The sequence below is a fragment of the Plantactinospora sp. CNZ321 genome, assembly GCF_004217235.1.
Genome location: NZ_SHKQ01000001.1, coordinates 5943960 through 5957736 on the forward strand (window position 1 = coordinate 5943960; position 13777 = coordinate 5957736).

At 71.6% G+C, this 13777-nt stretch carries 11 protein-coding genes; 2 read left to right on the forward strand and 9 right to left on the reverse strand.

Going from position 1 to position 13777, the window contains the following annotated elements; genetic code table 11:
* The first annotated feature begins 100 nt into the window (after window positions 1-100).
* The gene (locus tag EV371_RS25605; protein WP_130464307.1) at window positions 101-1771 is read left to right on the forward strand and encodes a phytoene desaturase family protein; all 1671 of its coding nucleotides are present in this window, start codon (window positions 101-103) and stop codon (window positions 1769-1771) included.
* Between the two features lie 58 nt (window positions 1772-1829).
* On the opposite strand, the gene EV371_RS25610 is transcribed toward EV371_RS25605, so the two are convergent.
* A complete protein-coding gene (locus tag EV371_RS25610) occupies window positions 1830-3380 on the reverse strand; it encodes a Rieske 2Fe-2S domain-containing protein (protein ID WP_130464308.1) in 1551 nt (516 codons plus the stop codon).
* Window positions 3381-3618: 238 nt separating this feature from the next.
* Between EV371_RS25610 and EV371_RS25615 the strand changes: the two genes are divergently transcribed.
* On the forward strand, window positions 3619-3843 hold the full coding sequence (locus EV371_RS25615; protein WP_130464309.1) for a hypothetical protein: 225 nt from the start codon (window positions 3619-3621) through the stop codon (window positions 3841-3843).
* Window positions 3844-3878: 35 nt separating this feature from the next.
* On the opposite strand, the gene EV371_RS25620 is transcribed toward EV371_RS25615, so the two are convergent.
* The 8 genes from EV371_RS25620 to EV371_RS25655 all read right to left on the reverse strand — a co-directional run bounded on the left by EV371_RS25620 (window position 3879) and on the right by EV371_RS25655 (window position 13560).
* A complete protein-coding gene (locus EV371_RS25620; RefSeq protein WP_130464310.1) occupies window positions 3879-5279 on the reverse strand; it encodes a DivIVA domain-containing protein in 1401 nt (466 codons plus the stop codon).
* 102 nt (window positions 5280-5381) lie between these two features.
* Complete coding sequence (rlmN, locus tag EV371_RS25625) at window positions 5382-6515, reverse strand: dual-specificity RNA methyltransferase RlmN (protein WP_130464311.1); 1134 nt, start codon at window positions 6513-6515, stop codon at window positions 5382-5384.
* 103 nt (window positions 6516-6618) lie between these two features.
* A complete protein-coding gene (locus tag EV371_RS34640; RefSeq protein WP_486484788.1) occupies window positions 6619-8196 on the reverse strand; it encodes a phosphatidate cytidylyltransferase in 1578 nt (525 codons plus the stop codon).
* On the reverse strand, window positions 8196-8753 hold the full coding sequence (gene frr, locus EV371_RS25635; protein WP_130464312.1) for a ribosome recycling factor: 558 nt from the start codon (window positions 8751-8753) through the stop codon (window positions 8196-8198). Before frr ends, EV371_RS34640 begins: the two co-directional genes overlap by 1 nt.
* An 83-nt stretch (window positions 8754-8836) precedes the next feature.
* Window positions 8837-9604 (reverse strand): UMP kinase, encoded by a 768-nt coding sequence (gene pyrH / locus EV371_RS25640; protein WP_130464313.1) that lies wholly within the window; start codon window positions 9602-9604, stop codon window positions 8837-8839.
* 170 nt (window positions 9605-9774) lie between these two features.
* Window positions 9775-10605 carry a translation elongation factor Ts gene (gene tsf / locus EV371_RS25645; RefSeq protein WP_130464314.1) on the reverse strand — a complete coding sequence of 277 codons (831 nt, stop codon included), beginning with the start codon at window positions 10603-10605 and terminating at the stop codon, window positions 9775-9777.
* A gap of 154 nt (window positions 10606-10759) precedes the next feature.
* Window positions 10760-11614 carry a 30S ribosomal protein S2 gene (gene rpsB, locus EV371_RS25650; protein WP_130464315.1) on the reverse strand — a complete coding sequence of 285 codons (855 nt, stop codon included), beginning with the start codon at window positions 11612-11614 and terminating at the stop codon, window positions 10760-10762.
* Window positions 11615-12111: 497 nt separating this feature from the next.
* Window positions 12112-13560, reverse strand: a complete 1449-nt coding sequence (locus EV371_RS25655) for a hypothetical protein (RefSeq protein WP_130464316.1) — start codon at window positions 13558-13560, stop codon at window positions 12112-12114.
* Window positions 13561-13777 lie beyond the last annotated feature (217 nt).

Sequence of the window (13777 nt, forward strand, 5' to 3'; positions counted from 1 at the left end):
TCACCATGCCCACCGCGGTACTTCCCCGCCCTGGAACCCGCACACCGACACCGGCCAAGCCCGCACCCGGGGCTGCCCGGCCGAACTAGGCTTCCGGAGCATGACCGCCGAGCTACCCCGCAGCGCCGACGTCGTGATCGTCGGTGCCGGCCACAACGGCCTGGTGTCCGCGATCCTGCTGGCCCGGGCCGGCCTCGACGTGGTGGTGCTGGAGGCCGCCGAGACACTCGGCGGAGCCGCCCGCACCGAGAACCCGTTTCCGAAGGTGCCCGAGCTGCGGCACTCCACCGGCTCGTACCTGCTCGGCCTGATGCCGCCGGAGCTGATCCGGCTGCTCGACGTGAAGCTGCCGGTGCTGCGCCGGGACCCGCACTACTTCCTGCCCACCCCGGGCGGCCCCGGCTCGCCGTACCTGCTCTTCGGCGCCGACCGGGAGACGACCCGGCAGCAGATGGAACGGTTCTTCTCCCGGGCCGACGTGGCGGCCGACGACGCGATGCAGGCCGAACTCGCCGCGCTCCGCGACGACCTCGCGCCGGCCTGGCTGGCCGAGCCGCTGCCGGTGCCGGAGACCGCCGACCGCTACATCCGGCCCGCGCTGCGCCAGGTCTTCGAAGACCTGGTACGCGGCTCGGTCGCCGACTACCTCGCCCGGTTCGACTTCCGCTCCGAGCTGCTGGTCTCGATGTACGCGGTAACCGACGGCCTCTCCGGGCTGAACGCCGGACCGGACGACCCGGGCACCGGCCACAACTTCCTGGCCCACAACATGTGCCGGCTGCCCGGCGCGGGCGGCACCTGGATGATCGTGGCCGGTGGCATGGGCACCGTCAGCCAGACCCTCGCCGACGCCGCCCGGGCCGCCGGGGCGAAGCTGTTCGGCGGTACCCCGGTCGCCGCGATCACCCTGGACGGCGGCGCGGCCAGCGGTGTCGTGCTCGACGACGGCCGGAGCGTCGCCGCCGGGGTGGTGCTCGGCGCCGGCGATCCGTACCGGCTGATGGCGCTGGTGCCCGACGGCGCGCTGCCGGCCGCGCTCACCGAGCGGATGGCGGCGGTCCGGCGCACCGGCAGCACCCTCAAGGTCAACCTGGCGCTCGCCGGGCTGCCGGACTTCTCCTGCCTGCCCGAGGGTGCGCCGAGCCCGTTCGGCGCCACCATCCACCTCCTGCCCGGCTCGGCAGCGCTCCTGCCCGCCCCGACCGGCTCGTCGGCCTTGTCGACCGGCCCGCCAGCTGGCTCGACCGGCTCGACCGGCTCGTCGGCTGGCTCGACCGGCTCGCCGATGGCGGCGCTGCGCGGCATGTGGGCGGACGTGCGGGCGGGACGGCTGCCGGACGAGCCGACCATCGAGTGGTACCTGCACACCACCGTCGATCCGTCGCTGCGCGACCCGGCCGGGCACCACTCGTCGGCGCTCTTCGTGCAGTCCGTCCCGTACGCCCCGTCCGACGGTTCCTGGGACGAGTTGCTACCCGGATACGTGACCCGGCTACTGGAGATCTGCGACCGGTACGCCCCCGGCACCAGTGCACTGGTCGCCGACGCGGTGCCGCTGACCCCACCCGGCATCGAGGCGCACTTCGGAATCACCGGCGGGCACATCCACCACGTCGACAACACCGTCTCGTTCACCGACCGGATGCCCTACGCCACCGGGATCGACGGGCTCTACGCCGGCAGCGCAGGATGCCACCCCGCCGGCAGCGTGATCGGCGCGGCCGGGCACAACGCGGCCCGCCGCATCCTCACCGACCTCGGCCGGCTGTAAGGAAGGGCGCCCGCACTGGGCGCTTTCCGTTGTAGAGGGCCCCCTGCCAACACCTGGCTCAGTCGTCGACCCGGTGCGCCCGGATCGAGTGCCCGACGCTGGTCAGGCAGCGCCCACTGGCCAGGTCGAACCGCCAACCGTGCAACTGACAGGTGAGCTGGCCGTCCTCGACGATGCCGAACCGGGTCAGGTCCGCCTTCAGGTGCGGGCAGCGCCGCTGCACCACCCAGTCGCCGATGGTGACATCCTCGGCGTCGGTGGCCCGCTCGTGCTCGTCGTACCAGCCCTCGGCGTACTGGAGGCGCTCCTCGGAGAGGCACTTGAAGAAGGCGTAGACGAACTCGTTGTACTGGCCGATCCGGGCCGCCGAGAACCGGCAGGAGAGGAAGAGCGAGTTGACCCAGTCCACCTCCTCGATGTGCAGCAGATGCTCGATCAGCGCCCGCTCGGTACGGAACCGGTAGCGCACCTTCTCGTCCGCGTACGGCCGGACCTCCTTGCCCGGGAAGTCCACCAGGATCGACTCGACGCTCTCCCCGTCGTAGCCCACCAGGTCGAACCGGACCGGCCCGCCGACACCCTTGGCGAGGTAGATCGACTCGTCCAGCAGCGGCTCGATCCGGCGCTTCATCTCGGCCAGAACGTCGATCTCGGGGTGCCGCCAGGACGCCTTCGCCGCCTCGATCACCGGCCGGGACCGTTCCTGGTACGCCCGCAGGTGCTCCTCCTTACCCGCGAAGAACTCCCGCACGTCCGGCACCGGGTGGGTGGTGTGCACGCTGTCCGTACCGATCTCGGAGACGGTGCCGGGGAGCAGGATCACCCCGTTGTCGTAGCCGAGCCCGGTGTAGTGGTCGAGGAAGACCTGCTGGTCGGGGAAGATGTTCCCCTCGTCGCCGTGGATGTCGTTGAACTGCCACAGCTCGTCGTCGAGGAAGCACGGCGGCCCGGCGATCGGGAACACCCAGGACGCCTTGAGGTCGTCGATGTAGCGGATCGTCCGGTCCATCTGCCGGTCCCGCTTCTGCTTGCCGAACGCGGTCTTCGCGGCGCTGGGCAGCTCGTAGACCATCGGGTACCAGATCGCGCCGGAGAACTGGAGCAGGTGCGCGTGCACGTGCCCCAGCTCGGCGAAGACCCCGAGGTCGGTGGGGCGGGCGTCGTTCTGGTTCAACAGGCGTACGCCGTCGTACTCCACCCAGAGCGAGGAGTCACCGATCGGGCCGTCGGTGGGACTGGTCAGCGCCTGGATCATCACTTTCAGGCCGCCGTCCAGCTCGACGACCTCGTCGCTCTTCGTCCGCAGGAAGCTGGTGAAGCCCAGCTCCCGCAGCTCGTCCTCCAGCTCCGAGGTCGGGTACTCCGGCAGCAGGACGGTGGCCTTCTTCGAGACGAAACGCTTGAGGTGCGCCGCGTCGAAGTGGTCCCGGTGCAGGTGGGAGACGTAGAGGTAGTCGACGTCGCCGAGGGTCTCCCAGTCAAGCTGTGAATTGTCCGGGAAAGGGAACCATGAGGCGAAGTAGGCAGGGTTGACCCACGGGTCGCACAGGATGCTGCCCGCACCGGTGTCGATCCGCATACTCGCGTGTCCCGTACCGGTCAAACGCACCGCACAGTCCCCCTAGACATCGACAATCCCATCCCTCGCCACCGGCGATCGAAGGCCTACGCCCAAACGCTACCGGAGGCCCCGTACCGGTCTACCCGCGACGCCGGGTTGCGCCACCCGATCGCGCCGGAGCCTCCCGGCCGGAGCCGAAGCGTGCCGGAAGGGCCGGCCCGTGCGCCGTGTCCCCGGCGGCACATGCCAGACTTACCAGCATCCGATCGTGAGGAAGGACCGGAAAGTGGCTGGAAGCGAGCCGGTGACGTCACCCGACCAACGCAAGCCGGGACACCGCAGGGCGGGCCGGATCGGCGCGATCCTCTCCGCGGCGGTGCTGGTGTCGATGATGTTCAACAACAACGAGGTCAGCGGCATCGCGAAGATCTGGCTCGGAGCGATCGCCGCCGCCCTGGTCCTAGCCGTCGTCGGCGACGCGATCCTGCGCCGCAACGGCCTGCGTTCCTGACCCCGGCCGGATGCGCGACTGGCCGCCGAGGCGGATCACTGGCCCAGTAGCAGGTCCTTGACCTCCTTGAGCGCGGCGTCGACCTCGGCCTCGAAATAGCCGCCCGGCACCAGCCCGAACCGGGTGGTGTCGAGGTCGGCCGGGTTGACCGGCATCGGGCCCCGCCCCGCCATGCTGCCGAGGATCCCCTCGAACAACCGGTCGACCTGGTCCGGGTCGTAGCCGCTGCCGAACCGGCGTACCTGGAAAGAGCGCCGGATGTGATCGATCCGGGCCATGTCGCTACCGGGCGGACCCATCATCGGCGGACCGCCGAGCCCCGGGCCGCCCGCCGGTGGCCCTCCCATCGGCGGCCCGCCGGCCGGCCCCGGCATCGGCGGTAGGGCATCGCCCATGCCGCGCCCCGGACCACGTTGGTCCCGGTCCGGCATCCGAATCTCGGCCGTCATGTCGGCCCGGCCGGGCCGACCCGTGTCGAAACCGTCGAAGCGCTCGTCCGGCCCGAAGCCGCCGGGGGGACCACCCGGAGCAGCCGGGCCGCCGGGTGCGCGCGGAGGAAGTGCTGCCCCCGGGCCGCGCTGCGGGTCGAACCCACCCCGCTGCGGGTCGAACCCACCCCGCTGAGGCTCCGGCGGACCACCCCGCTGAGGATCGAAACCACCACGCGACGGCGGCTCCGCCCCGGCACGCTGCGGATCAAACCCACCCCGCTGAGGATCGAAACCACCACGCGACGGCGGCTCCGCCCCGGCACGCTGCGGATCAAACCCACCCCGCTGAGGATCGAAACCACCACGCGACGGCGGCTCCATCCCGGCACGCTGCGGATCAAACCCACCCCGCTGAGGATCGAAACCACCACGCGACGGCGGCTCCATCCCGGCACGCTGCGGATCAAACCCACCCCGCTGAGGATCGAAACCACCACGCGACGGCGGCTCCGCCCCGGCACGCTGCGGATCAAACCCACCCCGCTGGCCGCCGAAGCCGCCGCTGAAGGTGCCGGTCGGCTCGTCGTACTGACCGTAGGGATCGTTGGGCGGGCCTGCCTGGGCCGGCATCGGCCGCGGCGGAAGCTGGCCGGGCGGGAGCCCTCGGTCGTCACGCATCGGCGGGCCCATCCGGTCGGGCGGGCCCATCCGGTCCGGGGCTCCTCGGTCGGTCAGCCGCGGGCCGCCGCCCCGACCGCCGCCGCGCTCCTCCAGCTCGGCGATCTGCCGCTCCACCCGGTCGAGGTGCAGGTCCACCTGCCACTCGTCGTACCCGCCGAAGCGCACCCGGAAGACGACGTCGTGCACCTCCTGGGCGGCAACGGGCGCGCCCAGCGACTCACCGGCGAGCGTGGCCTCGACACGATCCAGGAACGTGTCCACCTCATCGACCTTGTAGCCCCGCCGGAGCGCCTTGCGCCGGAAACGCTGACCCTGACTCGCCACTATGTCTCCTGGTTCGCTCGCTCGCTTCGCTCGCTCACGCCGCCGCCCCGCCACGCGCGTCGGCGCCGCAATCGGCACTACTAAGCCTGTCGACCCGGTCGCTCACTGCGTCACCGCCGCGGCGGCCAGCTGGCCGCACGCCCCGTCGATCTCGCGCCCCCGGGTGTCCCGGACGGTCGTCGAGACACCGGCCGCCCGGAGCCGCCGGACGAACTCCCGCTCCACCGGCTTGGGGCTCGCGTCCCATCGGCTTCCCGGAGTCGGGTTGAGCGGGATCAGGTTGACGTGGGTCAGTCGGCCGGCCAGCAGCCGACCGAGAAGGTCGGCCCGCCATGGCTGGTCGTTCACATCTCTGATCATCGCGTATTCAATGGACACCCGACGCCCTGTGCGCTCCGCGTAGTGCCATGCGGCGTCCAGCACCTCGGCAACCTTCCACCGCTGGTTAACCGGAACCAGTTCGTCGCGCAGCTCATCATCGGGCGCATGCAGCGACAACGCAAGAGTCACCGAGAGTCCCTCCTCGGCCAGCCGCCGCATCGCGGGGACCAGGCCGACCGTGGAGACGGTGATGTGCCGCTGTGAGAGGCCGAGCCCCTCCGGGGCGGGCTCGGTCAACCGCCGGACGGCGGCAACCACCCGCGCGTAGTTGGCGAGCGGCTCGCCCATGCCCATGAAGACCACGTGGGACAGCCGGGACGGTGCCCCGGCGATCACGCCGGACGCGGCCACCCCGGCGAGCTGCACGGCCTGGTCCACGATCTCGGCGGTGGAGAGGTTGCGGGTCAGCCCGGCCTGGCCGGTGGCGCAGAACGGACAGGCCATGCCGCAGCCGGCCTGGCTGGAGATGCAGACGGTGACCCGGTCCGGGTAACCCATCAGCACGCTCTCCACCAGCGAGCCGTCGTGCAACCGCCACAACGCCTTGCGGGTCGCGCCATCGTCGGTGGCGACCTCGCGTACCGAGGTGAGCAGGTTCGGCAGCAGGTCGGCCGCGATCCGGTCCCGTACCGCGGCGGGCAGGTCGGTCATCCGCGCCGGGTCACGGACAAGCCGCCCGAAGTAGTGCGTGGAGATCTGCCGGGCCCGGAACGCGGGCTCCCCCAGCTCGGCGACGGCCGCCTGCCGGCCGGGCAGATCGAGGTCGGCGAGGTGTCGGGGCGGCATCGCCGCGCGACGCGACGGGGACCGGGTCGGATCGTCCGGCGCAATCTGGATCAAGGGCAGGCTCGTCATGGCCTGTCCAGTCTCCCACGTCCGCGCGACAACGCACCTGGCCGGAGGTGCCGAACCCCTGACCAGGCCCTCGGCGCGCGGATGTGCAGGCTCATCTCACCTCTCAACCGGCCGGAGCGAAGATCGCCAGCAGCAGGTAGGCGGTGGGCACCGCGAAGAGGATCGAGTCCAGCCGGTCCATCAGTCCACCGTGCCCCGGTAGCAGGTTGCTCATGTCCTTGACCTTCAGGTCCCGCTTGATCATGGATTCGGCGAGATCGCCCAGGACGGCCGCGACCGAGACCGCCACCCCGAAGAGGGCACCCCACCACAGCTGCACGTCGAGCAGGTACGCCAGGAGCAGGGAGCTGCCCACCGCGGCCGCCAGCACCGAGCCGGCGAAGCCCTCCCAGGACTTCTTCGGGCTCACCGAGGGAGCCATCGGATGCTTGCCGAAGGCGACTCCGGCGGCGTACCCACCGGTGTCGGAGAGGACCACCGCGACCAGGGTGGCAAGTATCCGCAGGTCACCGTCGGCCGGCTCGGCGGCGAGCAGCGCCGCGAACCCGCCGAGGAACGGCACGTAGACCGCGATGAGAGCGGCGGCGGTCATGTCCCGCTGGTAGCCGGCCGGCCCGTCCCCGAGTCGCCAGACCATGGTGGCGAGTACGGTCACCAGCAGCCCGAGGCTGAGCGCGTCGGGACCGGCCCACCAGGCGAGTCCGACCATCAGCAGCCCACCGGCGACCAGCGGCACGAGCGGCGGTCGCATCCCGGCGGGGCGTACCGCCTGGGTCATCTCCCAGATGCCGACGCTGACCGCGAGCGCCACCACGAGCAGGAACGCCGGCCGGAACAGGAAGAGCGGCACGACGATCGCCGCACCGAGCGCCAGCCCCACACCGATCGCGGCCGGCAGGTTCCGGCCCGCCCGGGACTGCCCGGCAGGCTTGCCGGACCGGGTCGCCCGACGCCGCCCTCGGCCGGCTCGGACCGGCGGCACGGGTTCGGGTGCAGGTTCGGGATCCGGTTGCGGAACCGGATCGACCAACGGCCAGCCGACCGGGTTGGTCGGGGCGTCCGCCGCCGGCTCGGCGCCGACCCAGGCCTCGTCCGGCCTGTCAGGCCGGTCGGACAGGTCGAGCCAATCGGGCCGGTCGGGCCTGTCGCGGTAGGTCGCCCGGCCGGCCTCGGAACGCGCCGGTCCACCAGCCGGCCCGGGAGGCGGCCGCTCCACCGTCGGATCCGGTCTGCCGTGCCAACTCCCGCGCCTGCCCGGCCGACCGGCCGGACCGACGCCCTCGGCCAGCGACGGGTCCGGTACGCCCTCGGCCAGCCGGTCGGCGCGCTGCCCGGCTGGCCCGCCCGCCCGCCGACCGGCCCCGGGGTAGCCGTCGACCGCCCCCGGACTGCCCTGGGGCACCGCGGGATGGGTCTCCGCCGCACCCGGATAACCGTTCGGCACGGCCGGGTACGCGTCCGTCGGTGCCGAATAGGGGTCGGGCGCGACCGCATAGGGGTCGGGCGCGGCACCGCCGTGCCGCGCCCGAGCCCAGGTGTCGTCGTCGCCGGCCGCTCGCTGTCGGCCCGACGGTCCGTCCTGCTGCCCCGGGCCACGGGACCATTCCGGGCCACGTGGTTGCTCCGGCCGCTGCCGGCCACGCTGCTCCGCGGTACCGCCGTAGGGGTCGACGTGGGACATCAGACCTCGAGCAACTCGGTTTCCTTGTGTTTCACCAACTCGTCCACGTGCGAGACGTACCTGTGGGTGAGGTCGTCCAGCTCCTTCTCGGCACGCCGCCCGTCGTCCTCGCCCGCCTCGCCGTCCTTGACGATGCGGTCGAGTTCCTCCTTGGCACGCCGACGGACGTTCCGGATCGCCACCTTGGCTTCCTCGCCCTTGTGCCGGGCCACCTTGATCATGTCCCGGCGCCGTTCCTCGGTCATCTGCGGCAGCAGGATGCGCAGCTGGGTGCCCTCGTTGTTCGGGTTCACGCCGAGGTCGGAGTCGCGGATCGCCTTCTCCATGGCGTGCAGCTGCGACGCGTCGTACGGCTTGATGATCGCCATCCGCGGCTCGGGCACCCCGACCGAGGCCATCTGGGTCAGCGGGGTGGGGCTGCCGTAGTAGTCGATTATGATCTTGGAGAACATCGCCGGAGTGGCCCGCCCGGTACGGATTGCGCCAAACTCCTCCTTGGCGTGCTCGACCGCGCGCTCCATCTTCTCCTCGGCCTCGAGGAGGGTGTCGTCGATCACCTGCTCCTTCGCCTCCCTCTGCTGGCTACTGCTCCCGAAATCTCCACCCGGGCCCCCACCGCCGGCCCGGGAACCTGCCCGACTCACGTCGTGATCAACGTACCGATCGGCTCGCCGGCTACCGCTCGGATGATGGTGTCGTCGCCCTCCGCGCCGAACACCAGCATCGGTAGGCCATTCTCCTCGCACAGACTGAACGCGGCGGCGTCGGCGACCCGGAGACCGCGACGCAGCACCTCGGAGAAGGTGATCTTGTCAAGCTTGCTGGCACCGGGATCGGTACGCGGATCGGCGGTATAGACGCCGTCCACCCCGTTCTTGCTCATCAGTACCACGTCGGCGCGGATCTCCAGCGCCCGCTGCGCCGCGACGGTGTCGGTGGAGAAGTACGGCATCCCGGCACCCGCGCCGAAGATCACCACTCGGCCCTTCTCCAGGTGCCGGATGGCGCGCAGCGGGATGTACGGCTCGGCGACCTGGGCCATCGTGATCGCACTCTGCACCCGGGTCTCAATCTCCTCCTTCTCCAGGAAGTCCTGGAGGGCGAGGCAGTTCATCACGGTACCGAGCATGCCCATGTAGTCGGCCCGGGCCCGGTCCATGCCACGCTTCTGCAACTCCGCGCCACGGAAGAAGTTCCCGCCGCCGACCACCACCGAGACCTGCACGCCCCGGCGTACCACGGTTGCGATCTGCCGCGCGATGGCCTGGACGACGTCCGGATCGACGCCGATCGCCCCACCGCCGAAAACCTCACCGGAGAGTTTGAGTACCACCCGGCGGGGCCGCCCGGGAGGCGGTGCCGTCGGGTCGTCCGCCGCCAGGGTCCGGTCACTCACAACCTGCGTCATCCGACCCGCCTTCCCACACCGGTACGCCGGCGCCCAGTTCAGCCATCCTGCCGCTGCTGACCCTACGTGACGAGGAGGCCGCGGTGTCCGTCACGTACACCTGCGGCCTCCCGTCCGTGTCGACTCCCACCGCAGGTCCGGTCACGGCGACCCGGGCCCACGGTAACGACTCAGGCCTGACCCACCTCGAAGCGGACGAACCGGGTCACCTCGATGCCGGCCTCGGCCAGCACCTGCTTGACCGACTTCTTGTTGTCGGCGACCGAGGCCTGCTCGGTCAGGACGTAGTCCTTGAAGAAGGCGTTCACCCGACCCTCGACGATCTTCGCCAGGGCGGCCTCGGGCTTGCCCTCCTCCCGGGCGGTCTGCTCGGCGATGTGCCGCTCGGAGGCGACGGTCTCGGCCGGCACCTCGTCCCGGGTCAGGTACTTGGGACGCATCGCGGCGATCTGCATAGCGACGGCGCGCGCGTCGGCGTCGCCCGCCTCGTCGGCCTTGCCGCTGTACTCCACCAGCACGCCGACCTGCGGCGGCAGGTCCTGCGCCTTGCGGTGCAGGTACACCGCGACGGTCCCGTCCAGGACGGCGAAGCGGTTGAGCACCAGCTTCTCACCGATCTTGGCCGACTGCTCCTGCACGGCGTCGGCGACGGTCCGGCCGTCGGGCAGCGTGCTGCCGAGCAGCGCCTCGGCGTCGGCGACCCCGGCCTGCGCGCCGTGCTCCACCAGGAGCTGGGCGAACGCGATGAAGTCGGCGTTCTTGGCGACGAAGTCCGTTTCGCAGTTGAGTTCGAGCAGCGCCTTGCCGGAGTGCGCCACCAGGCCATTGGCGGCCGTCCGGCCGGCCCGCTTGCCGACGTCCTTGACGCCCTTGACGCGCAGAATCTCGACGGCCTTGTCGAAGTCGCCCTCGGCCTCGGTGAGGGCCTTCTTGCAGTCCATCATGCCGGCGCCGGTGAGGTCCCGGAGCTTCTTGACGTCCGCGGCGGTGAAGTTGGACATGACTCTCTCTTCGGTGTGTAACGCGGCTGATTCGTGGTGCTTCTGCGGACTTGCTTCTGCGGACTACCCCGATCGGTACGTATCCGCGCCGTGACTCGTAGCGGTTCGGGACCCGCCGGCTGCGACGATCAGCCGGCGGTTCCCGACACGAAGATCACTCGGCGGCGGCGACGCCCGCCGGCTCGCCGGCCTTCCGCTCCGCCTCGCCGGACGCCTTCTTCTCGTTGTCCTCGATCAGCTCGCGCTCCCACTCGGCGAGCGGCTCGCCAGCGCCGACCACACCCGGCTCGGGCTTCTCGTCGGTCCCCCGGCGCTTGCCGGAACGGGCGATCAGCCCGTCACCGACGGCCGCCGCGATCACCTTGGTCAGCAGCTCGGCGGAGCGGATCGCGTCGTCGTTGCCCGGGATCGGGAAGTCGACCTCGTCCGGGTCGCAGTTGGTGTCGAGGACGGCGATGACCGGAATGCCCAGCTTACGGGCCTCGTCGACGGCGATGTGCTCCTTCTTGGTGTCGACCACCCAGATCGCGGCCGGGACCTTCTGCATGTCCCGCAGACCACCGAGGGTGCGCGACAGCTTGTCCTTCTCGCGGGAGAGCTGCAGGGTCTCCTTCTTGGTGTAGCCCTGCGCGGTGCCCGACAGGTCGCCGAGAGCCTCCAGCTCCTTCATCCGCTGCAGCCGCTTGTAGACCGTCTGGAAGTTGGTAAGCATGCCACCCAGCCAGCGGTGGTTCACGTACGGCTGGCCGACCCGGGTCGCCTGCTCGGCGATCGCCTCCTGGGCCTGCTTCTTGGTACCCACGAAGAGGATGCTGCCGCCCTCGGCGACGGTCCCGCGCACGAAGTCGTACGCCTTCTCGATGTAGTCGAGAGTCTGCCGCAGGTCGATGATGTAGATGCCGTTACGCTCGGTGAAGATGAAGCGCTTCATCTTCGGGTTCCAGCGCCGGGTCTGGTGCCCGAAGTGGACACCGCTCTCCAGCAGCTGACGCATGGTCACGACGGCCATGGTGGGGTACTCCTCGGTTGTCCCTGGTTGTCACGCCGGGCCGGCGGCCTGGCGTCCTGGCGCCTGATCGCCGGCCATGGCGGACCCGATGGGAAATCGGGACCAGGGGGCCGTCGCCCCACGGACGAACCGTGGAGAGGGCACGCGAGGTCGACCGCGCGAGGCGGTCGCCAATCGCCAAGTGTACGCCCCGCCGCGCCCACCAGCGCACAAACCCCCACCCGCCATCGCTCACCGCCAGATCCGGTCAACCTGACCGGCGGATGCCCAGGTGGGCGGCCTCATCCGGGCACGCTGTCCCCGAATGCCCCGGTCGTCACCCCCGGTCCGGGCGATGCGGCCAGCCGCCTCGACGCCCAGTCCGCGTCGCACCCGTTCCGCGTCCCGCCCCTTCGACGTTCCGCCCGTTCCGCGTCCCGCCCCTTCGACGCCCCGCCCGTTCCGCGTCCCGCCCCTTCGACGCCCCGCCTGTTCCTCGTCCCACCGCCGGGCGGGCGTCAGCCGGCCGCGAGCGCCGCCGCCACGAAGAGCACCAGGCCGATACTGAGATAGCCGGTCGGCGGGCGAAGCCATCCGCGAGCCGGATCGGCCAGGACGGCGGCGCTGGTGGCGAGACCGTACAGGCCGACGGCGAAAATCGGCAGTCCCAGCACCAGGAAGGTCCCGGAGAGCAGCGCTGACGGCAGGACCGGATCACCGAGTGCTCCGTCGAGAAGCAGGCGTACCGCCGGCACCTCGAAAATCACCACGAGAAGCACCAGGATCACGGCCAGTGCCGGCCGACGGGTCCGGTACACGCCGTCGCCGGGCGGGAGGCCGAGTCCGCCGGGCAGCCCCGGTGCCGGCTGGCCGGGGGCGCCGGCGGTGCTCGACCGGTACGGCCCCGCCGGGTCGATCGCCTCGGCGCGCTGGCCCGGGTCGGCACCGCCCGGTACGCCACCCACGCCGGCACGCGGGTCGATCTGCGGCACCAGGTTCGTCGGCTGGTCCAGCACGCCGGTCTGGTCGGCGCCACGACCCGGTTGCCCGCCCTCATGACCACTGCCGGAGAGGGCGGGATCACCGCCGGGGCCCGACCGCCAGCCCTCACCGCCACCACCGGACTGGGCATGGGCGCCGCCACCGACGGACTGGGCGGGAGCGCCGCCACCGACGGACTGGGCGGGAGCGCCGCCACCGACGGACTGGGCGGGAGCGCCGCCACTGACGGACTGGACCGGATCGGCGCCACGGACGGGCTGGACGGGATCGGCGCTGCTGCGAACCGACGCGACGGGATCGGCGCTGCGGCTCGGCTGGACGATCGGGTAGCCGGTCAACGGCGAGGGGCCATGGTCGGCGCTCCTGGGCGGCCCTCCCGGATCGGCGACCTCGCCAGCCGGCCGCGCCGGGCCGGCCGGCCCGGCGCCATGCCGGCCGCCGCCCCAACCCTGGTCCGGGCCGGACGGGCCGGCATCGTGCCGACCGGTGACGTCGGCCGCACCGGGTGCCGTGGCGCCGGCCTGCTGCCCGGACGGATCCGCAGCCCAGGGGCTGGGCGGATACCCCGATCCGGTGCCGGTCGGGGTGGCGCCGAAGCTCGGCAACGGGACGTCCAGGGATGGCCGGGCGGGATCAGGGCCACCCGTCGGTACGAAGCCGGGGTATCCGCCGCCGTCCAGTGGGTTCCCGCCGCGCGGGTCCGGCGCCGCGTACGGTTCCGGACCGGTGGGACGCGACGATGCCCCGTACCGGGCTGGATCGGCGTACCGGTCGGTGCTGGCGTCGAAGGATCGGTCGTAGCGGCCGTCCGGTGCCGGACCACCGCGCTGGGGCGGCGCTGCCGGCTGTTCGTCGTCGGCGTAACGGTCCTCGCCGAGGCCGTGCCAGCGCTGGTCGGGGTAGCCATGGTCGTCGGCCCGCCAGCCGGAGGTCTGCTCTTCCGGAAAGTTGCGTTGCTGCTCCACGGCCACGCACCGTATGTGGCCTGCCGGGGTGTCCGCCAGTCGGCCGGTCCGCCGCCGGTCGACGGCGGGATGCCCGCCGGCCGGTCGCCGCTGACGTCTGCCGATGCGGTTGGCGGGCCGGGGCCGGCGCTGGCGGGCCGCGTTACTCCGCCGCTCGATGGCACCCCTGGCGATCTCGTTTTCGCCCGCTCCCGTCCTCACCAGGTGGACATAGCAG

What these genes read in the sequence shown, in the direction of transcription:
- EV371_RS25605 (WP_130464307.1), top strand. Translation starts at nt 101, where the DNA reads ATGACCGCCGAGCTACCCCGCAGCGCCGACGTCGTGATCGTCGGTGCC.
- rlmN (WP_130464311.1), bottom strand. Translation starts at nt 6,515, where the DNA reads ATGACGAGCCTGCCCTTGATCCAGATTGCGCCGGACGATCCGACCCGG.
- EV371_RS34640 (WP_486484788.1), bottom strand. Translation starts at nt 8,196, where the DNA reads ATGTCCCACGTCGACCCCTACGGCGGTACCGCGGAGCAGCGTGGCCGG.
- pyrH (WP_130464313.1), bottom strand. Translation starts at nt 9,604, where the DNA reads ATGACGCAGGTTGTGAGTGACCGGACCCTGGCGGCGGACGACCCGACG.
- tsf (WP_130464314.1), bottom strand. Translation starts at nt 10,605, where the DNA reads ATGTCCAACTTCACCGCCGCGGACGTCAAGAAGCTCCGGGACCTCACC.
- rpsB (WP_130464315.1), bottom strand. Translation starts at nt 11,614, where the DNA reads ATGGCCGTCGTGACCATGCGTCAGCTGCTGGAGAGCGGTGTCCACTTC.